This window comes from Paenibacillus cineris (assembly GCF_018333335.1).
Taxonomy (GTDB): Bacteria; Bacillota; Bacilli; order Paenibacillales; family Paenibacillaceae; genus Paenibacillus_AQ; species Paenibacillus_AQ favisporus.
In genome coordinates this window covers 4060051-4083935 of record NZ_BORU01000001.1, presented here as the reverse complement: position 1 = coordinate 4083935, position 23885 = coordinate 4060051, and the positions used below count along the sequence as shown (strand labels likewise).

Here is a 23885-nt window from a genome sequence, read left to right as displayed (position 1 = left end):
TAGCATCATCGAGAACTGACCGCTTGAAAGGATTGAAGATGACATGCCAGAAATGATAGGAATCATCGGAGCCATGGATGAGGAAGTGGAACTGCTCCTTGCCGGGATGGAAGGGGCGGAGACGGTTACGAAAGCGGGTGTCAAATATGCCCGGGGTACATACAGAGGCAAGCCGGTTATCGTTTGCAAATCCGGCGTGGGCAAAGTCAATGCGGCGGTAACGACGCAAATTTTGATCGACCAGTTTGGCGTCGGCAAAGTGCTGTTTACCGGTGTGGCCGGAGCCGTTCATCCGGAATTGAACATCGGCGATATCGTCATTTCGTCGGACTGCGTGCAGCATGATATGGATGTCAGCCCGCTTGGATATGCACGTGGCGTAATCCCTTACCAGGAAGTATCGGAGTTCAAGGCGGACGCAAGTCTCATCGCTTTGGCGCAGGAAGCTTGCCAGGCTCTCGGAGAGGTCAACTGCAAGGTGGGACGTGTTCTCTCGGGGGACCAGTTTATCGCGAACGTCGATCAGGTATCCTGGTTTTATGAGCATATGGAAGGAGCCTGCGTCGAAATGGAAGGCTCTGCCGTAGCCCAAGTCTGCTATATGAACGGCGTGCCGTTTGTTGTGATCCGGTCGATGTCCGACAAGGCCGACGGTTCGGCACATGCGAATTTTGCTGAATTTACGGTGGCGTCGTCACGCCGCTCCCATGCGATTTTGGATTACATGGTGCAGCGGTTGTAGTCGGCGGCTCGACAAGCATCGAAACGATTGGAATCTAACTAAAAATCCCCAGTCCCTTGAAGAGAGGATGGAGCCGCACGATGATCGGCTCGCTTCGTCTCTCTTCCGGGAGACCGGGGATTTTTTCGGCTTGTCCGGCATATGGCAAAGGCAATCTCCGAAACATTGTGTATATGGTTAATACATAAATCGCTGCTGGAAACGGATCCGGTCAAACTGTTCCTTGGAGGATAGCGGAACGTCCCGGCCGATGCGGACCATAAGGCAGTTGGCCGGATGGGAACAGATCTCCGGATCGTCGGTGGCGTACCATACCATGTCCACGACTTTCATCAGCCGCTCCATCATTTTGCGATAGTCCCATACGCTGAGGCCGCTGGATTTGAGGTCCCAATGCCAATAGTACTCGGTCGTAAAGACAATGTAGGGCTCCATTTGGCCGCCTTCAAAAGCGGTTGTGATCATTTTCTGCCCGAGTCCCAGCGAACGGTAGCTGTTGGCCACCTCAATCGCTCCCAGCTCGATCAGGTCGGCCATATGGCCCTGCGACCAGCGTTCCTGCTCGTCCGGGTAATGGAAGGTGACATAGCCGACGATCACGTTTTCATCCCGGGTAATGATGATTCTCCCTTCCGGAAGGCCGGCGATTTCGATCAACGCCTTGTGCTGCTCTGCCGGCCTGCGGAAAGCGTCGAGATCCGGATGCATCGTAAGCTCCGCGAGTCTTCCCGGCGGTACGGGACCTTCGACAATCAGGCAGCGGTCCTCGCGGGACAGCGGATGGACATGATACAGTTTGAGGTGTTCCATCTGGACGCTCCTTTCTGCTTCTAACCTACTTATAGCAAAAAAACAAATAAATGAAAAGGGAATGGCAGGGGCATACATCCTGTGCTATAATATCTCTGACATAAATTAGTCACATTTTTTGCTGTTTCCGTAAGTGCTTAACCTGTATGCTATACCCTTTCAGCAATCATTCAAAACTCTCGTAAATCAAGTCATGATGTGTATGGTGTCAATCTATTGGCATGAACTCATACAAGATTGTAAGCGCTGCCCTAGCATGGGAGAACAGAGGGAGGATGAAAGTATGGATCAAATTCACAATGAAATCTTGCCGAGCGTGGTTTCATCATCCAATATGGGCGATTATGAACAGGCTCGTTCCGAGTTTCAATGGGAAGATGTGGAGAAACATTTCACCTGGTATGACACAGGCAAGGTAAATATGGCTTACGAGGCAATTGACCGCCATGTGGCGGAAGGACGCGGATCGAAGACGGCGCTCCTGTACAGCGATGCTTCCCGTGACGAGTCATATACCTTTGCGGAGATGAAGGAGCAGTCCGACAAATTCGGTAACGTGCTGCGTAAATACGGTATCGGTAAGGGAGACCGGGTGTTTATTTTTATGCCGCGGAGTCCGGAGCTTTATTTCTCCCTCATGGGTATTTTGAAAGTGGGAGCCGTCGTTGGACCGCTCTTTGAAGCGTTTATGGAGACGGCCGTCAAGGATCGGCTCGAAGACAGCGGGGCCGTCGCCCTGATTACGACGCCACAGCTGCTTGGGCGCGTCAAGAAGGATGAGCTTCCCGACTTGAAGCATATTTTCGTCGTTGGCGACAATGTACAGACGGACGACAGCATTATTGATTATAAGCAGGAAATGAACGAAGCGCCTGCGGACCTGCAGATCGAATGGCTGGACCGCAGCGACGGATTGATTATTCATTATACTTCCGGTTCCACCGGCAAGCCGAAGGGCGTATACCACGTTCAGAATGCGATGATTCAGCATTACTATACGGGGCGGATCGTCCTTGATCTTCGGGAAGACGATACCTATTGGTGTACGGCTGACCCGGGCTGGGTAACAGGGACATCGTACGGCATTTTTGCCCCATGGCTGAACGGGGTAACCAATGTCATCCGCGGCGGACGCTTCAGTCCGCAGGATTGGTACGGCACGATTGATAAATACAAAGTCACGGTGTGGTACAGCGCTCCGACTGCTTTCCGGATGCTGATGGGGGCCGGGGCCGATGTGATCTCCCAGTTTGACCTCAGCAGCCTCCGCCACGTTCTGTCCGTTGGCGAGCCGCTGAACCCTGAAGTCGTCCGCTGGGGCGAGAAGGTATACGGGCAGCGCATTCACGATACATGGTGGATGACCGAAACGGGCGGGCAGCTGATCTGTAACTATCCTTCCATGGCCATCAAGCCTGGCTCGATGGGACGCCCGCTTCCAGGGATCGAGGCCGCTATCCTGGACGATAATGGCAAGGAAGTGGCGCCATATACGATGGGCAATCTGGCCATTAAGGCCCCTTGGCCCTCGATGATGAACCAGATTTGGAAAAACCCGGCCAAGTATCAGGAGTATTTCAGAATTCCCGGCTGGTATATTTCCGGGGACTCGGCATACATGGACGAAGAAGGTTATTTCTGGTTCCAAGGCCGGATCGACGATGTCATCAACTCGTCCGGCGAGCGGATCGGACCGTTCGAAGTCGAGAGCAAGCTTGTCGAGCACCCGGCGGTTGCAGAAGCCGGCGTCATCGGCAAGCCGGATGCGACGAGAGGCGAAATCATCAAGGCGTTTATCTCGCTTCGCGAAGGTTACACCGAGTCGCAGGAGCTTAAGGACGAGATCTACCGCTTCGTCAAAGAGGGATTATCGGCCCATGCTGCACCGCGCGAAATTGAGTTCAAGGATAAACTGCCGAAGACGCGTTCCGGTAAAATTATGCGGCGCGTGCTGAAGGCCTGGGAGTTAAACCTTCCGACAGGCGATTTGTCCACAATTGAAGACTAAGCACTGAATCTAGCGTTACCTTTGCTAACGGTAAGGGATACCGCCGTAAACAGAATAAAGAACAGCCGGTTGCTCAGGGTTATACCCTGACAGCCGGCTGTTTTCGTTATCCCGATTTTTCGGATAAACCGCTCTATACAATACAAGAGGCAATCCCATACCGGGATTGCCTCTTGTGATGCTATATCTGCTTGCCAGGTCCATTACTTTTTCTCAAAGTAGGCGCCCGGCGATTTTGGCGATTCGCCTGCGCTATTTACCGCAGATACGAAGAAGTAACCTTTGATTGGAGTCGATGTGGTGTACGATAAGCCAGGCTCCGTGCTGGTGCCTAATTTAACATACGGACCGTTCGGATTCGTACTGTAATAAACATCGTACTCTGTGACCATTTCCTGGGCTCCTGCGGCGGTCCACTGGAATTGGATTCCGGTCTCCGTAGCAGCCATTTGAAGCCCGCTAGGAGCGGCTGGAGCCGTCTGAGGCGCCTGTTCCGTTCCCGGTGTCTCTCCGGATGCCACACCGCCGTCCGGATTGTCCTGCCCGTCGTTTTGTCCTTGTTCCCCGTCCGGATTGTCCGTGCCTCCGATAATGTTGGTCAATCCGCCGCCCAGGCCGACGGTCATGCTCGGTGCGGACTCCTTGCCGGCCACGTCCACGGCCGTGACATAGAAGCTGGATCCGCCGCTCGCAGCGCTGGTAAAGGATGACCCTTCTCCGACGAGAAGGCTGGCCTGTCTCCGGTAGGAGCCGCCGTTATCCGAGCGGTACAGCCGGTAGCCGACGACATCGGATTGTCCGGTAGGACTGAAGGTGATGACGGCCTTGCTGCCGTTCCACGAGATCGAAGCGTTCGATGGGGCAGCCGGTGCGGCGCCGTCGTCTACGCGCGGATCGATCTTGGTCGGCATGTCGCTGTTGGCATCCCTCGGGATGTAGTAAGACAGCGCATTGTGGCCGCCCTTCATTTTGGCAAACGCGTTCTCCAGCTCTTTGATCAGCTCGGAAATCGGCTTTTCCCGTTTGACGACAACCTTCTCCTTGAGCATGTCATCCGGCGTACCATCCTGCGGGATATAGTTTACGCCGTTGTAGGTAATGTACTTCTCTTTGGCTATGCCGTCGTCGCTTTCCGTCGGAACGTATTTGCTGTTGAAAATGTCGGTCACGAACCGGTCCGTGAGCGATGTCGGCAATTTGCCGCTGTAGGCGGACACCGTCTTGGTTACGATGCCGTCCGGTTTATCGAACTTCGAAGTCTTGAACAGCTCCGGTTCTCTGTCGATCACCTCGTTCATCACGAGGGTCCAGATGGACTGGGCGCGTTTCTTCGCCGCCTTGGTGGTCAAGGTGTTCTTTTGTTCCTTATAGCCAGCCCAGACCCCGAGCGTCACGTCAGGGGAATAGCCCAAAAACCAGACGTCGCCGTAATTCTGGGTCGTACCCGTTTTGCCGACGATCGGCACGGTTTTAAAATGCTTGTAATTTTTGCGGACGACATCGCCGGTTCCTTCGGTGATGACGGTCCGCAGCATGTCGGTCATCAGATAGGCCGTCTGCTTGGAAAAAGCCTGCACTGGCTTGGCTTCGTGCTGATACACGATGTTGCCTTTGGAGTCGGTGATTTTCTCGATCATGTAGGCGTCGTTAAACTGGCCGTTGTTCGCAATGGCGCTGTAAGCATTGGTCAGCTCTTCAACCGTCACACCGTAAACGAGGCCGCCCAGCACGCCGGTCTTTGCACCATAATCATCCGGTTGCAGGGTCGTGATCCCGAGCTTCTTGGCAAAGCTCCAGGCGTTCTGGATTCCGACAACGTTATTGTATAGTTTAAGCGCGACCGTATTCACGGAATTGTTGAGTGCGGAGCGCGCCGTCATCAATCCTTTATATCCCGAAGTTGAGTTTTTGGGAATATGATACCCTTTTTGCCAGTCCGGCAAAATGATCGGCGAATCGTCAACCACGCTTGCCGGCTGAATGGCCCCTGATTCAATCGCCGGCAGATAAGCGGCAATCGGCTTCATCGTCGATCCCGGCTGGCGGATCATCTGGGTCGCATAGTTCATCTGTTCTTTGTTAAAATCGCGGCCCTCGATCATGCCTAGAATGGCGCCGGTCTTGTTGTTGATCATCATGGCCGCCGTTTGCTCGGCCCCCTTGGTTTTGCTGTCAGGAGAGAAGTTGCTGTCATCCTCGGCGATTTTATGCATCGTATTGTACACCTTTTTATCAATGGTGGTATAGATCCGATACCCGCCCGTGCTGAGCTGCTGCCGGGCTTCTTCAAGCAGGTCGCCGTCCTGCTTCGCATCGTCCCCGGGAACCTTGCCTTCCGCCTGCTCATTCAGCTGCATGATGATTTGGGCGCCTTGGCGCTCCGTTTCCATCATCAGATAAGGGAAGGTGGCGTATGCCTTCTCCACATGGGGAGCCAGCTGCTTACGGATGTCGAAAGCGAGCGCTTCCTTGTACTGCGCCTCCGTGATTTTGTTCTCCTCAAGCATCCGCCGGAGCACCAAATGCTGCCGGTCGATGGCGCGTTTAAAGTTGGCTTCGTTAAACTCGCCTTTGCCGTTGAAGGCCGAATATCTGGAAGGCAGCTGAGGAAGACCGGCCAAATAAGCCGCCTCGGCGACGTTCAATTTACTGAGATCACTAATATTAAAAATGCCTTTGGCTGCGGCCTGAATACCGTACAGATTGTAGCCGCTGGATCCGTTGCCGAACGGAACCTTGTTTAAGTATGCCGTTAAAATTTCTTCTTTCGTCATAAACCGCTCCAGCCGGAGCGCGAGCAAAATTTCCTTGAATTTCCGGTCTTCCGTTTTGTCCAGGTTCAGGAAAACGCGTCTGGCCAGCTGCTGGGTGAGCGTGCTTCCTCCGGTCTGCACGGATTCATGCAGAAGCTTCTGTTTGACGGCACGGAGCGTGCCCTTGATGTCAACACCCTTATGTGTAAAAAAGTTATTGTCTTCAATCGATACGACGGCGTCGATGACGATGGGCGGTATCTGCTTATACTCCACGGGGCGCCTGTCCTCATCGGTCCGAAGCTGTCCGATGGGGGTGCCGTCACGGAAGTAGGCGAATCCCGTAATGGAGTTCTCGCTCATCTTCTGGTCAATCAATGCCCTGGAACGGACCGGATCATCCTTCACGATGGAAGTGAGGTACCCGGCTGCCGTACCGCCGGCGAACAGCGCTCCCATAACGATAACGACCAGCGTCCACATCGCGGTAAGGCCGATGATGCGGCCGTAGGACCGTTTTTTCGGAGCGGTCTGCTCTTCCGGCTTTTGTTTGTTATCTTCAACCATTCGTGGCTATCCTCCTTTTGACGGAACTATTATAGCATAAATTGCGTATTTTGAATGCAGAGATCGAATCGTGGCCAAATGGATGGCAATCATTGACTTTTTTCGGGTGTGTGGTATAAATAGGGTTAATCCAAAAAGAACATATCGTCAAAAGGCAAAGAAAGACTCCAGTAGAAGGGAGCCTGGGCTGATCAGAGAGCCGGTGGGTGGTGCAAACCGGCAGCCTCTCCCTTTGAATTACCGTCTTGAGCCGTCCGGAGGAACGCGCGTCACCAGGAGCGTAAGTAGTCTGGCACCGGACCTGGCAGTCCGTTATCGTAATGAAGTGAAAGCAGTGGGTGAAAGGGGATCGTCCCCGAAACGGCTGCTTTAATTAGGGTGGTAACGCGAGCAGGCTCCTTCTCGTCCCTTGGGACGCGCAGGAGCCTTTTTGCTGTACATTCTAACGGATCAGAGAGAGGTTGATGACGATGAACTGGGAACAACTCACGCCGGCCCAGAAGGAAGAGATTGAACGCCAACTGGCTGTCATCAGGAGGGGGACGGTCGAAATCCTGCCGAACGAAGAGCTGGAACGCAAGGTAATCCGGTCGGTTGTGCAAGGACGTCCGCTCAAGGTAAAGCTGGGTCTTGATCCATCCGCTCCGGACATTCATATGGGGCACACGGTAGTGCTGCACAAGCTGCGGCAGTTTCAGGAGCTGGGCCATGAGGTGCAGCTGATCATCGGGGATTTCACGGGCCGGATCGGCGACCCGACCGGGAAATCGGAAACCCGCAGGCAGCTGACGGAAGAGGACGTGAAGCGGAATGCGGAAACCTACCAGGCTCAGGCGTTCAAAATATTAAGTCCGGACAAAGCGAAGGTATACTACAACTCCGAATGGCTCGGACCGATGACCTTTGCCGACGTGATCGGGCTCGGTTCCAAAGTGACGGTGGCCCGGATGCTGGAGCGAGACGATTTTTCCAAACGGTATGCCGGCGGTCTCCCGATCAGCATTCACGAGTTTTTCTACCCGCTGATGCAGGGCATGGATTCGGTGGCGCTGGAGACGGATATCGAGATCGGCGGTACGGATCAGACGTTTAATCTCATGATGGGCCGCACCTTGCAGAAGGAATACGGGGCAGAACCGCAGGTGGCGGTTACGCTGCCGCTGCTGGAAGGGCTGGATGGCGTGCAGAAGATGAGCAAAAGCCTCGGCAATTACATCGGAATCGATGACGCACCGAACGAAATGTTCGGCAAAACGATGTCGGTGCCGGATGGTCTGATGGTGAAGTACTTCGAGCTGGCCACGGATATAACGAATGAAGACCTTCGGATTCTGCGCGAAGGATTGGAAGGCGGCCGTATCCACCCAAGGGATGCCAAAATGAGCCTGGCGGCAGCCTTTGTCCGGATGTACCACGGGCAGGAGGCGGCCGAAGCGGCCCGGCAGCATTTCGTCACGGTCTTTCAGCAGCGTGCGCTTCCTGAAGATATCGAGCTGCGCGATATCCCCGCAAACGAGCTGCAGGGAGGGGCCATCCGGCTGGTCCGGCTGCTGACCCTCATCGGATTTGCTTCTTCCAACAGTGAAGCCAGAAGGAGCATTCAGCAAGGATCGGTCAAGCTGAATGAAGTGAAAATCGAGGATCCCCATGCGGAGATCGCGGTCCGGGACGGCGATATCGTTCAAGCGGGAAGACGCAAATTTGCCAAGCTCCGGCTGCTATAGAAGATGTAAGAAGCTGTGAGAAGGCTGGGAGAGGCCAGGGGGATACTACCACGATACATAGGGCTGCCAGTCAGCCCTGTTTTTCATCCAGAACAAACAAAAAAGCCCGGAACATAAAGTTCCAGGCTTGGTTGCAGCAAATATTAACGGTTGTAGAATTCGACGATTTGTCTTTCGTCGATGTCTTGGGAAAGCTCGGCGCGCTCTGGGAAACGGATGTATTTACCTTCCAAAGCTCCATCGTTGTACTCCAGGTAGCCTGGCAGATGCGTACGGTTTTCCAGCGCTTCTTTAATAGAAGAGAGGCTGCGGCTTCTTTCGCGAAGACCGATCACGTCGCCTGTGCTTACTTGGTAGGAAGCAACGTTTACTTTCTTGCCGTTAACAGTCACGTGACCGTGAGCGACCAATTGGCGCGCTCCTGCACGGGAGTTAGCGAAACCAAGACGGTAAACAAGGTTGTCCAAACGGCTTTCCAGCAAGAACATGAAGTTTTCACCGGCAATACCTTGCATTTTTTGCGCTCTGTCGAACAGCGTGCGGAATTGCTTTTCACCCAAACCGTACATGTGGCGCAATTTTTGTTTTTCTTGAAGCTGCATACCGTAGTTGCTCATTTTTCTCCGTTGGTTAGGACCGTGTTGTCCCGGAGGAAAAGGGCGTTTCAATTCTTTACCAGTACCGCTCAGGGAAATTCCCAGACGACGGCTCAATTTGAACTTTGGACCTGTGTAACGTGCCATGTTATAGTAGACTCCTTTATTTTTCGAATAATTTACAGTAGGGCTCTATTTGCGCCGTATTTGTTTACCTGTGCGTCCTAGTACGAACTGCACAACTGACGGGAAAGTTCAGCCGCTGTCCTGTCAGCAACAAATGACGTGAGGGTGACACAACGTTACGCCCAAATCAAGACTATATTGCAGTCTTTTTCAACAATAGATTTTATATTATAGAGTAGGCAAAAGTCAAGGCCTGACATTGTGCTGGAAAAGTCTAATTTTGTCGATAGGGCTATAGTCCTAAAAAAGTAGGACGAATATCTGAAATATGAGTGCAAAATTGCTTGGAACAGAGTAGAATATGATTATTATAACACATCCGACATAACCCGACTTTGTCAGGGGATTTTCATATTGCAAGGATGACAATGATTGATTGTGATTCTATGGTGCCTTGAAAGACACCCTCTGGGCACGGTGTAAAGGAGCGCCTGTCTATGTCAGAACACCAACGAGAAACAACCAAGCATCAAAGCCTGTTCCAGACGAATACCGAGCTGGCGTTTTCCTCAGAGTCGGCTACTTCCTGGCTGCAGGAGATCGACTTGTCCATTCATGATTTGCCCTATGTGGATCACGTGATTCAGGAAGCCTTTCTCCAATGGTGCACCGAAGGGCAGGCGCTGACGTTAAGCGGACAAGCCCTGTGGGCCGTGACAGATTACGAGGGGCGGTGGATCGAAGGCGATGAAGCTCTCCTTGCGGAACCTTTCTGCGGTTTGACGGGAGAGATCGGGCGCTGCCTGGAGTCCGGGGAACAAGTCTGGGTCCATCCTGATGACCCGGCGGATCGCGGAAGCTCCTGGGTCACGACGGTTATTCCGGTCTTTACACGCCGGGACCATGCGCTGGTATGCCTTCTGGTCTGCGGAATCCCCGCACGCTTTTTTGATGAAGGAATCCGGGACACCGTTGCCGCGATGGCGCTTCACTATCGTTCCTGCCTGTACAAAAGCTTTAAGTTCGCCCTCGTATCGGACATTCTGAAGGTACAGGAAAGCACGGAACGGGAAGCCAACCGCCGGTCCATCCTGTTCCAAATCATGCAGCGGATGCATGATCAGATCGACGTCGAGACTGTGCTGACGGAAGTTCTGGACAGCCTTGAAGTACTGTACCCCACTATCCGGGCGAGGCTGCTCATGTCCCAGGACCACCAGAGCCGCAATCCGCGGGTAGAACCGCTCGTATTTCATCCCTGGGGCGAGGATATCTGCGTCAGGTCTTTTATGGATGGAAGGCTCATGATGCAGGATGGCAGCGGCGAAGGAATGGAAGGCCAGACCGAAATCGCCATACCGCTCGGCGGCAAGCAGGGCGTCTACGGGGTGCTGCATCTGGTGATGTCCCGGGAGCTCCGGGAAGATTTAGATCTGCAGCTGATCAGCATGGTGGTCGACACGGCGGGGAACGCGTTCGAGAATGCGAAGCTCTACGAGCAGTCGAACCTGCTGATTCATGAGCTGCGCCTCATTAACGAATTGACCCAGCGGCTGAACCAGAGCCTCAAGCTGGGGGATATCTACAAGTTTGCCAGCGAGGAGATGCTGGATATTTTTCAGGCGGATTACTGCTGCTTCCTGCAGTACAATGAGGAGCGGGACGTTCTGGAGGTCATGGCATCCAACGTTCCCGGTCTTGCCCCGTCTTTTGACGCAGAGTACGGCTTCGGCGGACTTGTCTTTCATAAAAAGGAACCTGTAATTCTGTCAGACTATTCGCTGAACGGCAAAGTCCCCTCAAAGCTGATGGAAATCACGCATTCGCAATCCCTCATCGCTTCACCGCTGACCGTAAACGGCAAGGTAATGGGGGCGATTCTGCTGACGCACCGCAGCCCTCATTATTTTTCCTATGACAACTACCGGCTTCTGCAGACCTTGTCCAGCCACATCGGCCTGTCGGTGAGCAACGCGCTGCTCCACGCCGAGCTGAGACGGATGGCCAACCGGGACATGCTGACCGACATGTACGCCCGCCATTACCTCGATAAGATGATTCAGCAGTATCAAGTGAGCGATTTTTGCGGGTCTCTGATCGTGGTGGACATTGATGAATTCAAACAGGTTAACGATACATACGGCCACCAGAAAGGGGACGACATTCTCAGGCAGGTCAGCGATATCGTGAAATCCTCCATCCGGGAGGAAGACGTGCCTGCACGCTGGGGCGGAGAAGAGCTGGCTGTGTATATGCCGCAGCTAGGGGTGCACCAGGCGGTCAAAGTCGCTGAAGTGATCCGGAGCCGGGTCGCCCGGGAGACAAGCCCGTCCGTAACGATTTCAAGCGGAATCGCGGAATGGTGCTGGACGGACCCGCAGGTGAGTGTAGACAGCTTGTTCTACAGAGCGGATATGGCCCTCTACAGGGCAAAGAACAGCGGACGCAACCAAATCCAAATGGAAAACATGAACGATATGTAGCAGGCGGCCTCACTCCCGGGTGGGGGCGCCTTATTTTTGCATGAACTGGCCGGGCGGGGGACAGCCTATAAAGCAAAAAGGACCTATGATCGAAAAATGAACCTTGGTTCATTTTGTCCGGAAAGGCAGTTTTCCCATGATGAAAAAAATGGTACTTCCCGCCTTGCTGCTGCTCGGCCTTTGCGGCGGTTTGACAGGCTGCGGCATGTTTCAGGACTCGAAATCGCCGGAGGAGTGGTTTTCCCAGACGATTACCGGACTTGCCGGCATCGATTCGTTTTCATTTAGCGGACTGGCTTCGGTTCGTGCCCAGGATCAGGGGCAGGTGCAGAACTTTGCTTACACCGGCAGGCTCACGGGGCACGACCAGCTGACCATGGAGAGCGTGATCCCTACTGGGGAGGCGGTTCAGACCACGGGACTCCAGGCACGGGGAATCACCGGGAAGACCGTGAAGGTGACGAATTTCCGCAGGCAGGACGGGGGATGGGTGAGGCTGTCGAGCGAAGCGAACCCTGAGGATAACTCTCCTTCATTAACCCGGTTAAACCCTCTGCAGCAGCTCGACGGCATTCATGGGCTTCCCAAAAGCATCAAGGTGGAGTCCAGCGCGGGCCGCGGCACCAAAGTTCTGCGGATCGAACTGGAAGGCTCCAGCGCAAAGGACTTTTTGGCGAAGCAGCTTGAATCGGAAATGGAGGGTCTCCGCAAGCAGCCGGGATACACCCATGCACAGTCGGGGCAAAAGCAAAAGCTGCAGACGCTCTGGAATCAGGGGGACAAGCAGCTGCGGCAGATGCTGAACGACGCCCAGGTCAGCACGGTCTATCATTTGACGATTAACCGCAAGTCCGGATTTCCGGTCCGTCTGACCTCCGAGAGCGCGATCGACTATATCAATCTGGACGGTGCGCAGACGCGGGAGACGATGGTCAATGATGTATCATTCCAGCCTTAGGCTCGCCCGGTGACGACAAGTTCCATACCGGACGATCGGGCGGCTGCTCATTTGGTCATCATCCGACCGGCAGACTTGGGGCTTTCCGCCTGCATCCGGAGGGCTCATGCTGACGGGACTTGCCATGCGTGCTACAATAAGTCTGAATGAATTAACCTTTGTTCAAATAAATAGCTTACAGGTTATGTCAAGGGGAGGAAATAAGTAATGCGTGATCCTAGAATTCAAAAACTGGCGGAAAACCTCGTCGGTTATTCCGTGAACGTACAGCCGGGGGAGAACGTCCTTGTCGAGATGATCGGCTCGGAGCGCGACCTGCTGAAGGCCGTCATTGATGAAGTTGGCAAACGGGGAGGACGTCCGTTCGTACAAATTACCGACAAATCGGTGCAGCGTACGATGCTGATGAACGCGAGCGAAGAGATGCTCAAGACATGGGCGGACATCGACCTGAACCGGATGAAGCAGATGGACTGCTATATCGGCATCCGTGCCGGAGAGAACGTCAACGATCTGGCCGACGTTCCTGACGAAAAGGTAAAACTGTTCAATTCGCTCTATAATCATCCGGTACATAGCGGGCAGCGCGTCAACCACACCAAATGGGTGGTGCTGCGTTATCCGAACCCAAGCATGGCGCAGTTGGCCAATATGAGCACGGAAGCCTTTGAGGACTTCTATTTTGACGTATGCAACCTCGATTACGCCAAGATGGACAAAGCGCAGGATCCGCTTGCCGAGCTGATGAGAAAGACGGACAAGGTCCGTATCGTCGGCCCGGGCACCGATCTCAGCTTTTCCATCAAGGGAATCGGCGCCGAAAAATGCGCAGGCGAGAAGAACATTCCGGACGGCGAGGTATACAGCGCACCGGTACGTGATTCGGTCAACGGCACGATCAGCTACAACACCAGCACGGTATACAACGGCATTTCGTTCGAAAATATCAAGTTTACCTTCAAGGACGGAAAGATCGTGGAAGCGACCAGCAACGAAACCGAGCGCCTGAACAACATTTTGGACTCGGATGAAGGGGCACGTTATATCGGCGAATTCGCGATCGGGTTTAATCCGTACATTTTGCACCCGATGAAGGACATTCTGTTCGACGAAAAAATTGCCGGCAGCATCCACTTCACCCCGGGTCAAGCCTATGAAGTAACGGATAACGGCAACCGCTCCTCCATCCACTGGGATATCGTGCTGATTCAGCGTGAAGACTACGGCGGCGGGGAGATCTACTTCGACGACGTGCTGATCCGCAAAGACGGCATCTTCGTCATTCCGGAACTGCAGGGGCTGAACCCTGAAAACTTGAAATAGGAATAGCTGAAGAAGGGAACCCGGCCCGTGAGGCCCACGGTTCAGCGCTTTTCAGAAATTCCTTGCGCGAGAAAGCGGATTCAATGTATCATAAAAGTGGTAAAATCATAGTATACTTGATATCAAAAGCTACGGAGGGATCCTATGTCCAGTAACAACGCAGCTGTTGTAGAAATCGCCCAAACGGCAAGCCAATTTACCTCTTCGATCGTACTTCAAGCGGAAAACAAGTACATCGATGTCAAAAGTATCCTCGGTCTGTTTACGACACTCGTAAGCAGCCAAAGCTATGAGCTTCATGTTCATGGACCGGATGCGGACGAGGCTAAAACGGCGATGAAGGAAGTGTTTGCCAAACACGGCCTGAACGTCAACGTGGTCTCTGAGTAAGCGATGAAGAAGAGCGCACCTGCTGGCAACAGTAAGGGCGCTTTTTTTAAAGTCATAACCTTGATATGTACCGGGGTTATTCTAGAACCTTGCACCGCCGCCAGCCTTCCCCTCAGAGTCCCTTTGCGCCGCGCTTGGCATTGAAACCCGGGGTCTTTGCGGACGATGGGCCAGAGTTTCCTGTTCCTTCGGCTTCCCGGGGACGTTTTTCTGGGCCAGGTTCTTGTATTGGTGTTCAATTTCGTCTAATATTAAGAATAGAATACAAGGGTGTAATTGTAGGATTTTGGACATAGGGGGGAAGATGCATGACTTCATCTGAGCTGCAGGAGCAGTTGAATATTAAGGCGATTAATCTGCTGAAAGATGATGCAGAGAAAATAGAGAAGCTTATTGAAGTACAAATGGAGAATCTGGCCACACGCTATTGCCCTCTCTATGAGGAAGTGCTGGACACCCAGATGTACGGATTTTCACGTGAGGTTGATTTTGCCGTACGTGCCGGTCTTGTGCCCGAACTTACAGGCAAACAGCTGGTCAGTGAGCTGGAGAAGAATCTGGCCAACCTCTATGAAGCCCTGAACAACAGGGAAGCCTAAATCATCAGCCTGTCACAAGCAGGCTTACATAAGATGCAGAGTACAGACCACCTGTGTTTCTGTATCACACGATGATGAGTAGTTGCAGCTTGGCCTTCACATTGGAGGTCCCGAGATTTATAAATTTATACGTATAAAAAGGCATGCGCTCCAGCGGAGTGCATGCCTTTTTTGCGGTTCCCTGCTATGCAGGGTTAAGAGCTTAAGCTGCCTTGCTACACCAAGAAAAACGATACGCCCAAAATAACGTATACGACCAGCAGCAGCAGACCTTCATACCAGTTCGTTTTGCCGTCCTGGATAATAGACTTGGCAATAAATACCGACACGCCAATCGCAAGCAGCTCTATGGTCGTAAACACCAGGTCCATCGTGGTAGGCCCGAAAAAGTAGCTGACCAGCACCAGCACGGGGGCGACGAACAAAGCGATCTGCAGGCTGCTGCCTACGGCGATTTCGACCGCTGCGCCGATCTTGTTCTTCATAGCCAGCATGACGGCCGCACTGTGCTCTGCCGCATTGCCGATGATGGCCACGAGGAACGCACCTACGAACAGCTCGCTAAGCCCAAATCGCGTCGTAAAGGTCTCCAGTGTATCTACCAGCCATTCACTCACGAAAGCGACCATAACGGTCGCCAGAAGGAGATACAGGATCGATTTGCCCTTGGACCATTCCGGCTCGCGTTCATGAGGCAGCTCTTCATCCTCTTCGTCCGTGACATCCGCCAAGTACTTCTTGTGCGTAATCATCGAGAAGACCAGCCAGGCAAGGTAAGCCACGATTAAGATACAAGCTACGATAAGGCTCAGCAGCTGGGTATCGCTTCCGGTAATGGAATGGCTGCGCAGGAAGACCGCAGGCACGATCAGAGCGATCACGGCGACGAGCATCAGCGAGCCGTTCATACCCGCCAATGATACGTTGAAGCTCTGAATTTTAAACTTCAGTCCTCCGGCAAAAATGCTGAGTCCCAGTACCAGCAGCAAGTTGCCGATTACCGAGCCGGTCAGACTGGCTTTGACCATGTCGAACAAGCCTTCCTTCACGAGGAAGATGGCGATAATCAGCTCCGCTGCGTTACCGAAGGTGGCGTTCAGAAATCCACCGAGCCGCTGTCCGGCATAATGCGATACGTTCTCCGTCGCTTTGCCCAAAAATCCGGCCACAAAGATGACAGAAATCGCGGACAGAATAAACTGCAGCGTTGCGTCCCAGCCTGCGAAATGTCCCACAGCACTAAGGATAAAGAAGGCGATGAGCAGGGTGGGGCTGATCCATTTTTTCAATTTTTGACACCTCTTGCCTTATGTAAGTTCGATTCTTATTCAATATACCCAAATTGCATAAGGTTGTAAACAAATCGGCAAGGCTTGGGATTTGCTTTTTGGGCCTGTTAGGATTTACAATAACGGATAATGGATGTAAAGGAGGATGGAGCATGTCGGAACAACTCCAACTAGAGAATGGAACCATACGGATTGCAGATGATGTCGTAGCGAAAATCGCCGGACTGGCCGCACTCGAAACACCAGGGATCGCAGCTATGTCGGGTGGTTTGTCGGAAGGATGGGCCAAGCGCCTGAGCGGAAAAAACGTGCAGAAGGGTGTCACGGTGGAGGTAGGCCAGCTGGAAGCGGCCATTGACCTGCGAATCATCGTGCTGTACGAAACCCCGATTCACGAAGTATCCCGCATGCTTCAGCAAAACGTGCGTGAAGCTGTCGAAAGCATGACCGGTCTGCGTGTGGTCGAAGTGAACGTGAAAGTGGAAGGCGTCGCTTTTAAAGATGACATGATTGAAGAGGTACCTACGCGCACCAAATAAGCACACGAATAAGACGAAAAAAAGACTAGGGGACTTAGGCGTCCTCTAGTCTTTTTGGTATGAGTCGCTTCAGGGTATCCCCTGAAGGTTCAGTTAAAGCGGCGCGTCTGATTGCGGGAGGAGACGGCGACCGACGGTTTCTTGACGGTCACCGACTTCACCTGTTCCTGCTTCGACGGCAGCGTACTGATCCGCGAGATGCTGAGCATGATCCCCATGCTCGCCATCATGATCAGCAGGGAAGTTCCGCCGTAACTGATGAACGGCAGGGTTACCCCGGTCAGCGGGATCGTTTGGGTGACGCCTCCGATGTTGATGAACGCCTGGATGGCAATCAAGCCCATAATCCCGATGCCGACAAGCGTTCCGAACGGATCGGGGCACCTCAGCGCGATGATGATTCCGCGCCAGATGAAGTAAATATAGACGATCAGGAAGATCGACGTTCCGATAAACCCGAACTCTTCGCCGATGACGGAGAAGATAAAGTCGTTATAGGGGTTGGGCAAATAATGAAGCTTCTGGACGCTTTTGCCGAATCCGGCTCCGGTCAACTGTCCTTCACCGATAGCGGTCAGCGACTGCAGCAGATTGTAGCCCTCCCCCTGAGGATCCTTAGTCGGGTCCAAGAAGGCGTTAATCCGGCCGAGCTTATAGTTGCTCGATTGCACTGCCTGCTCCCCGCTATGGGACACCGACTTGATCAGGGCGTTAGCTCCAAGCACGAGACTCGCACCGAGGATCAGCAGCAGGGCTGACCCTATCATATGCTTGAGGCTCGCGCCGCCGGCATAGATGATCAGGGCGCTCGTGGCCACCAGAATGAGGCAGGAACCGAGGTCCGGCTGCATCATGATGAGCCCGGCGACGAAGCCGACAATAACCATGACCGGGATATAGCCTGTCCGCAGGTCTCGGAAGCGCTCCCCTTTTTTGCTGATCAAAGCGGAAAGGTACAGGATGATCGCGATCTTCGCGATTTCTGTCGGCTGGATGCCAAGAGATCCGACACCGAACCAGCTTCGGGCACCGTTTAGGCTTTTCCCTATGAAAAGTACCAGCACTAGCATAATGACTGTCACAATAAACAGCGGGGCAAACAGCTTCTTGTACCTGGAATAAGGAATGTTCATCGCGACGAACATGGCGACAGTGCCCAGAACTGCCCATACGAACTGCCTCTTAGTAAAGTACAGTGAGTCGTAGTGAAACTTCTCACTGGCGATGGCCAAGCTCGAACTGGCGCTGAATACCATGACCAGCCCAAAACCAACCAACAGCAAGGTGAGGATGAGCAGTTGGAAATCCGGCGTCCCTCTCTTGGTTTGTTGGGGTTTTTCTTCTCTCATAAGAGACCTGCTTAGGCTTCCAGAGCGGCTTTAAACTGCTGAAGCTTCTTGGTTGCAATCCCCATGATGGACGACGGAATCGGAGATTCGTATTCCAGCCCGTGAGGGAAGGTTGCTTTGCCCATGTACACGGCTTCAATTTGCAGCACAGCGCTTGGGTGTTCCAGCTTGCCCTCCACCGCACGGGTGTTGATCCGTACGAAATACTCCGAATTGGTGTTTTTATCTTCGATCTTATAGTCATATGTAGCGCGGTAGTATTCCCACTGCCAGCGGACAAAGCCTACTTTCTCGGCTACTTCGTCCATAAACGCCAGGTCGGCTTTGATGCCGTCCAGTCCCGTATTTTCAAAAATCATGGTTACTAAATCCTCCTCTATTGGTTGCCTGTAAAGTTCTTTACTCATGATATTATGTTTTAAACACTTGTGCAAGCCTTGGCAGTATTGGGGCGATACCCCATCTTAAGCGTTTCTGCTACAATAGAAAAAAGGGTTCACAACCGCGATGTGGGATGACATATCGGCAACTTAACATCCATTCTATGGCGAGAGGACGGATACATATGAAAGAAGAAGCATTGCTCAGCAAGCTGCAGCCGCAAATGGTGGAGTGGAGGCGGTATCTGCACCGGCATCCGGAGCTGTCTTACCACGAGGAGAAGACGTCGGCGTTCGTGGCGGACAGGCTGCGAGAGCTGGGGATCGACGTCCGGACGCGGTTTGGCGGCGGATACGGGGTAGTCGGCGTATTAAAAGGAAGCAAGCCGGGGAAAACGGTTGTGCTGCGGGCGGACATGGACGCGCTTCCGATCCAGGATGAAAAGTCGTGCGATTATTCGTCCGAGGTTCCGGGCGTCATGCATGCTTGCGGTCACGACGGGCATACGTCGATCCTGCTGGCGGTGGCGACATACTTCAGCGCCCGGAAGGAAGATCTTCCCGGAGAGATCCGGTTCGTATTTCAGCCGGCGGAGGAGGTATGTCCGGGCGGAGCCAAGGGGATGATCGAGGCCGGCGTTCTGGATGGGGCCGACGCGGTGTACGGCGTGCACTTATGGACGCCGTTCCCGGCAGGAACCGCGGCCAGCACGCCGGGGCCGATGATGGCGGCAGCGGATGAGTTCTTTATCGATATCATCGGTAAAGGCGGCCACGGTGGCATGCCGCACGTGACGGTGGACAGCGTGGTGGCCGGATCGGCGCTGGTCATGCAGCTGCAGAGCATCGTCAGCCGTTCGGTCAACCCGCTTCGGCCGGCGGTCGTTACGATCGGAACGATCCAGGGCGGAAGCGCACAGAACGTCATCGCCGAATCGTGCCGGATTACCGGGACCGTACGGACATTTGATGAGGAGACGCGCCAATTTATCCGCGAACGGATCGAAGAAATAACCCGACTTACGGCGCAGACTTATGGAGCGGAGTCGAAAATTCAATATTTGATGGGTTACCCGCCGCTTGTGAATGATGAAGCGGAGACGGAAAGGTTTTTCCGCGAAGCGCCGAAGGTGTTCGGGGAGTCGAAGGTGGAGCGCTGCGAGAAGATTATGCCTGCGGAGGACTTCGCATATTATTTGCAGGAAATCCCCGGGTGCTTTATGTTTGTGGGCGCAGGCAACGAAGAGCTTCAGGCCGTCTACCCGCACCATCATCCAAGGTTTGACTTTGACGAATCGGCCATGCTGAGCGCCGCCAAGCTGCTGGTGACGATGACCCAATCCTATCAGGGATGGGAATAGGCAGGCTCGGGCCGCCGAGTCTCCCCGGTCTTGCAGAGAAAGGGTTCCTGAAGGCACGAATGTTTTGGCGGACGATGGGAAAACTTGAAATGGAAGAGGAAAAGTTCATTTCCGCTCTAGGAGATGAACTTTTTCATATGTTTGAGGCTGAAAGAACCATTCGGATTGAAAGAAGGGGATTTGATGAGCGATACAAAAGCGTGCATCGTGCAGCGGGACCGGACCGTCCTGCTGGAATGCGGACATCCGGGGTTTGAGGAAGCCCGCGGGAAGCTGGCCCATTTTGCAGAGCTGGTCAAGAGTCCTTCTGCGTTTCATACGTACCGGATCACTCCGTTATCGCTTTGGAATGCCGCTTCACTGGGATGGACCGCGGAGGAAATCGTCGACGCCCTGGCTTCGATTTCCAGATGGGAGGTTCCATCCGCGTTAATCCAGGACATCCGCAGCCTGGTGGGCAGATACGGGAAGCTCCGGATCGAGGCGGGGAAGGCGGAAGCCGGGAAGCTCCGGCTGACGGCATCCGATCCGCAGCTGCTGGATGAAGTGCTGGCGATCCCCGCTGTGCAGGCCAGCGGGCTGCGGCGCGCCGCGCCGGAGCAGGCCGAGCTTGATGCGATCCGCCGCGGACGGATCAAGCAGGAGCTGACGCGGCTCGGATATCCGGTCCTGGACTTGGCCGGATATCATGAGGGACAGCCGCTGCAGTTGGGCTGGAAAGCGCAGGGCGGCTCATTTGCGCTGAGGGACTACCAGCAGGCGGCGGCCGACGCTTTTGAGGGGGTGGCTGGGAGCGGAGGCAGCGGGGTGCTGGTGCTCCCTTGCGGAGCCGGGAAAACGGTCATCGGCCTTGGCGTGCTGCAGAAGCAGCAGTGCGAGTGCCTGATCCTGACGTCGAACGCGACCTCCGTCGGACAGTGGATCGCGGAGCTAACCGACAAGACGACGCTCGATCCTTCCCAGATCGGGGAGTATACAGGGCAGAAAAAGGAGGTGCGCCCGGTCACCGTGGCCACCTATCAAATTTTGACGCACCGCCGCTCCAAAGAGGACGAGTTTGAGCATATGCGTCTGTTTAACGAACGGAACTGGGGGCTCATCATTTACGATGAGGTGCATCTGCTGCCGGCTCCGGTGTTCCGGGCGACGGCCGATATCCAGGCGACCCGCCGGCTGGGACTGACCGCTACGCTCGTACGGGAGGACGGCTGCGAGCAGGATGTATTTTCGCTGATCGGGCCGAAACGCTACGAGATGCCATGGAAGGAGCTGGAGTCCATGGGCTGGATTGCGAAGGTCGAATGCACGGAAGTCCGGGTGGCGATGGAGCCGGAGCTGCGTGAAGCATACGCGTATGCAGAGGGCAAGGAGAAGTTCCGCATCGCCGCCGAAAATCCCGGCAAGCTCGAGGTCGTCCGCAGGCTGCTCGCTAAGCACCCTGACGAGAGCATCCTTATTATCGGCCAGTATATCGATCAGCTGAAGCAGCTGTCCGAATCGCTGGGCATTCCGCTGATTTCGGGGCGAATGGCGCACAAGGAACGCGGAAGGCTCTACGAGTCTTTTAAACGGGGAGAGATCAGAGTGCTGGCCGTTTCCAAGGTAGCCAATTTCGCCGTCGACCTGCCGGACGCTTCCGTGGCGATTGAAATATCGGGCAGCTTCGGCTCCAGGCAGGAGGAAGCCCAGCGCCTGGGGCGGATTTTGCGTCCGAAAACCGGAAACAACCGGGCATATTTTTACGCACTGGTATCCCAAGAAAGCAAAGAAGAGGACTTTGCCATCCGCCGTCAGCTGTTCCTTGTCGAACAGGGGTACGAGTATTCCGTCCGATATGATTCGGATCCCGGGCTGTTTCGTTCGGGGTCCAGTCATGAGCGGGCTTCTTCCCGTCCTGCGAAGGACCGTCCCATTCCAGACCTAAAGGAGGCATCATTCCGACCATGAGCACTGAAATGAACGAAGACCGGCCGCAGGAATCCGCGATCCGGTCCATCCTGCGTACGCTGGCTCCGGAGGACGCCGAGCTGCTTAAACGGCTGATCGTCCGTTTTGCCGGGCAGCCGTTCAGCGACGACGCCCGGATCACGGTGAAGAGCAGCGGCCGGAGCGGTGCGGAGCTCGAGCTGTCCTTTATCCGCTTGAGACGAGCCGGCCTGATCCAGGCGGTGAAAAAGGCTTGGGGAGAAAAGCTCTACTACATTCCCCTGGAAAGCCTGGGTCTATTGTATCGGCAGTTTTTCACCCCCAAAGCAGAAGCTGTCCCGGATGGTAATGTGCATCGGATCAGCGAAGCCAAGCCGGGCCTGGCTTTGGATCTGCTGCATGCGCTTGCGGCTGCGGCCGAGCACGGGCTTCCCTTAACGGCGAAAGGAACGGTACATAAGAAAAATATCCAGAAGCTGCTGGAAGCCGTGCACCTGAAAGATTCCGACCTTGAAGCGCTGCAGCTCCAATACGCGCATGCTGAAACCTATCCGCTCGTGGCTGCGGTGCTGCTCGATATGATGCTGTGCCTCGGCCTTGCGGTGAAAGAAAGCCAGGGGATTCTGCTGGAAGAAGAGCAGCTCGGCGAGTGGCTGGGGCTGTCTGAACAGGAGATGAACCGGGTGCTGCTCCCGGCGGTGTTGGACCGATATGGCATGAGCAGCCCGGCGCTGCAGCATTTCCGTTACCTTCTTTGCCATCCTTCTTTCCAACCCGGCGTCTGGTACGATATGACGAATATGCTGGATTGGATGGAGCGGGAGGTTCTGCTCACCCGGTCCGTTTCGGAAGCGGGAGCCCGGGCATGGATGACGGCGATGGCGGGGTTTGGCTGGGGCGATACCGGTGAGGACGGCAGCGGACGCGGCTGTTTCCGGTGGGCCATGGATCCGGCCTTCGTTCTGGCTTCGGGCGGCGAAGATCGAGAGATGGCGGGAGAGGGGCGCTTCTATGTACAGCCGGATTTTGACGTCATCGTTCCACCGGATGTGCCGTACCGGATCCGATGGAAGCTGCTTGCCTGCTCGGAGCGGGTACAGAGTGAACGGATGTCCATATACCGTTTGACCCGCAGCAGCACGGCCTGGGCGGTGGAGAACGGCATGAGCGCGGCCGAAATGACGCAACTGCTGGACAACTTCTCGAGCGGTGGCGTTCCGGAGAACGTAAGGCTGGCTTTGGAGCAGTGGGGCCGGGAAATCGGCCGGACCCGCTTTGAGGAAGCCATGCTGCTGTCGTGTTCGGTTGAAGAAGACGGCGATCGGATCGAAGCGCATCCGAAGCTGAAGGGGCATTTGCAGCGGATCGGTCCGAAGCATTTTCTCGTGAACCCTGGCGCGGTGCCGGAAGTGCGGAAAATTCTGGATTCGTCGGGACTCTCTCCTTTAAAGGCGATCGCTGAACCCGGCCGGACCGTTTCCGCATATCCGCTGATCCATGACTCCACACCGGACCTGGCAGGGCAGCGGATCGATGAAGAAAAGTTCCGCCAAACCGGGCTTTCCGCCGCCGGCGGTCTGGTGTACAGCGGCCGGAATATCCAGTATTTCGAGCCGGATTCCGACATTCCGAAGCCGGAGTCCCTGTTCCCGGGTTACGGGCAGGTTCCGAAAATGTGGACCCAGGATTTCCGGAATTATCACGGAACGACGGCCCAGCACATTATGGAACAGGCCTTGGAATGGCAAACCAAGGTGCTCATATCCCGCGGAGGCAGCCGTTTGGAATTCATCCCCCGGGCGATTCGGAGCCACCCATGGGCGGTGGAAGGAACTCTTTTTGATCCGGAACGGGACGGGTATGAGGACGGGACTCTGCTCTCGCCGGGGGATTGGGAGCAAATCCGGCTGATTGTGCCTTCTTTCACCTGAGGGTATCAGCAGGAAGTGCGTTCAAACCTCT

18 protein-coding genes and 1 other annotated feature are annotated in these 23885 nt (G+C 54.5%); of the genes, 12 read left to right on the top strand and 6 right to left on the bottom strand.

Features of this window, described 5'->3' with window-relative positions:
* Window positions 1-43 precede the first annotated feature (43 nt).
* A complete protein-coding gene (locus tag KI379_RS19015) occupies window positions 44-742 on the top strand; it encodes a 5'-methylthioadenosine/adenosylhomocysteine nucleosidase (protein ID WP_089548157.1) in 699 nt (232 codons plus the stop codon).
* 177 nt (window positions 743-919) lie between these two features.
* Here the strand turns inward: KI379_RS19015 and KI379_RS19010 are convergent, their stop codons facing one another.
* Window positions 920-1552: a GNAT family N-acetyltransferase gene (locus KI379_RS19010; protein ID WP_089548156.1), complete on the bottom strand. Its 633-nt coding sequence runs from the start codon at window positions 1550-1552 to the stop codon at window positions 920-922.
* A 283-nt stretch (window positions 1553-1835) separates the two neighbouring features.
* Here KI379_RS19010 and acsA point away from each other — a divergent pair, with 283 nt between their 5' ends.
* The gene (gene acsA, locus KI379_RS19005) at window positions 1836-3560 is read left to right on the top strand and encodes an acetate--CoA ligase (RefSeq protein ID WP_105444570.1); all 1725 of its coding nucleotides are present in this window, start codon (window positions 1836-1838) and stop codon (window positions 3558-3560) included.
* A gap of 203 nt (window positions 3561-3763) precedes the next feature.
* Here acsA and KI379_RS19000 read toward each other — a convergent pair whose 3' ends face one another.
* Entirely contained in the window at window positions 3764-6880 is a 3117-nt protein-coding gene (locus tag KI379_RS19000; protein WP_212984421.1) for a transglycosylase domain-containing protein, read from the bottom strand.
* 148 nt (window positions 6881-7028) lie between these two features.
* Window positions 7029-7293: a binding site (T-box leader), on the top strand.
* 57 nt (window positions 7294-7350) lie between these two features.
* Between KI379_RS19000 and tyrS the strand changes: the two genes are divergently transcribed.
* Window positions 7351-8604: a tyrosine--tRNA ligase gene (gene tyrS, locus KI379_RS18995; RefSeq protein WP_212984420.1), complete on the top strand. Its 1254-nt coding sequence runs from the start codon at window positions 7351-7353 to the stop codon at window positions 8602-8604.
* 143 nt (window positions 8605-8747) lie between these two features.
* Here the strand turns inward: tyrS and rpsD are convergent, their stop codons facing one another.
* Window positions 8748-9347, bottom strand: coding sequence for a 30S ribosomal protein S4 (rpsD, locus tag KI379_RS18990; protein WP_076169912.1), 600 nt, complete (start codon window positions 9345-9347; stop codon window positions 8748-8750).
* A 476-nt stretch (window positions 9348-9823) separates the two neighbouring features.
* Between rpsD and KI379_RS18985 the strand changes: the two genes are divergently transcribed.
* The 5 genes from KI379_RS18985 (at window position 9824) to KI379_RS18965 (ending at window position 15079) form a co-directional block, all read left to right on the top strand.
* On the top strand, window positions 9824-11809 hold the full coding sequence (locus tag KI379_RS18985; RefSeq protein WP_212984419.1) for a sensor domain-containing diguanylate cyclase: 1986 nt from the start codon (window positions 9824-9826) through the stop codon (window positions 11807-11809).
* A 136-nt stretch (window positions 11810-11945) separates the two neighbouring features.
* On the top strand, window positions 11946-12767 hold the full coding sequence (locus KI379_RS18980) for a hypothetical protein (RefSeq protein ID WP_076169914.1): 822 nt from the start codon (window positions 11946-11948) through the stop codon (window positions 12765-12767).
* A gap of 207 nt (window positions 12768-12974) precedes the next feature.
* The gene (locus KI379_RS18975; protein ID WP_212984418.1) at window positions 12975-14090 is read left to right on the top strand and encodes an aminopeptidase; all 1116 of its coding nucleotides are present in this window, start codon (window positions 12975-12977) and stop codon (window positions 14088-14090) included.
* Window positions 14091-14234: 144 nt separating this feature from the next.
* The gene (locus KI379_RS18970; protein ID WP_076169916.1) at window positions 14235-14480 is read left to right on the top strand and encodes an HPr family phosphocarrier protein; all 246 of its coding nucleotides are present in this window, start codon (window positions 14235-14237) and stop codon (window positions 14478-14480) included.
* A 308-nt stretch (window positions 14481-14788) separates the two neighbouring features.
* Complete coding sequence (locus KI379_RS18965; protein WP_076169917.1) at window positions 14789-15079, top strand: YlaN family protein; 291 nt, start codon at window positions 14789-14791, stop codon at window positions 15077-15079.
* A 215-nt stretch (window positions 15080-15294) separates the two neighbouring features.
* On the opposite strand, the gene cax is transcribed toward KI379_RS18965, so the two are convergent.
* A complete protein-coding gene (cax, locus tag KI379_RS18960; protein WP_212984417.1) occupies window positions 15295-16368 on the bottom strand; it encodes a calcium/proton exchanger in 1074 nt (357 codons plus the stop codon).
* Between the two features lie 152 nt (window positions 16369-16520).
* Here cax and KI379_RS18955 point away from each other — a divergent pair, with 152 nt between their 5' ends.
* A complete protein-coding gene (locus KI379_RS18955; RefSeq protein ID WP_076169919.1) occupies window positions 16521-16907 on the top strand; it encodes an Asp23/Gls24 family envelope stress response protein in 387 nt (128 codons plus the stop codon).
* Between the two features lie 89 nt (window positions 16908-16996).
* Here KI379_RS18955 and ftsW read toward each other — a convergent pair whose 3' ends face one another.
* Together ftsW and KI379_RS18945 are read right to left on the bottom strand one after the other, a co-directional pair.
* Complete coding sequence (gene ftsW / locus KI379_RS18950; RefSeq protein WP_089548150.1) at window positions 16997-18256, bottom strand: putative lipid II flippase FtsW; 1260 nt, start codon at window positions 18254-18256, stop codon at window positions 16997-16999.
* A gap of 11 nt (window positions 18257-18267) precedes the next feature.
* Complete coding sequence (locus tag KI379_RS18945) at window positions 18268-18615, bottom strand: YugN family protein (RefSeq protein WP_076169921.1); 348 nt, start codon at window positions 18613-18615, stop codon at window positions 18268-18270.
* A gap of 206 nt (window positions 18616-18821) precedes the next feature.
* Between KI379_RS18945 and KI379_RS18940 the strand changes: the two genes are divergently transcribed.
* The 3 genes from KI379_RS18940 (at window position 18822) to KI379_RS18930 (ending at window position 23854) form a co-directional block, all read left to right on the top strand.
* Complete coding sequence (locus KI379_RS18940; protein WP_105444578.1) at window positions 18822-19997, top strand: M20 family metallopeptidase; 1176 nt, start codon at window positions 18822-18824, stop codon at window positions 19995-19997.
* Window positions 19998-20180: 183 nt separating this feature from the next.
* Window positions 20181-21944 carry a DNA repair helicase XPB gene (locus tag KI379_RS18935; protein ID WP_212984416.1) on the top strand — a complete coding sequence of 588 codons (1764 nt, stop codon included), beginning with the start codon at window positions 20181-20183 and terminating at the stop codon, window positions 21942-21944.
* The gene (locus KI379_RS18930; protein WP_212984415.1) at window positions 21941-23854 is read left to right on the top strand and encodes a helicase-associated domain-containing protein; all 1914 of its coding nucleotides are present in this window, start codon (window positions 21941-21943) and stop codon (window positions 23852-23854) included. The genes KI379_RS18935 and KI379_RS18930 overlap by 4 nt, the downstream gene beginning before the upstream one ends.
* Window positions 23855-23885 lie beyond the last annotated feature (31 nt).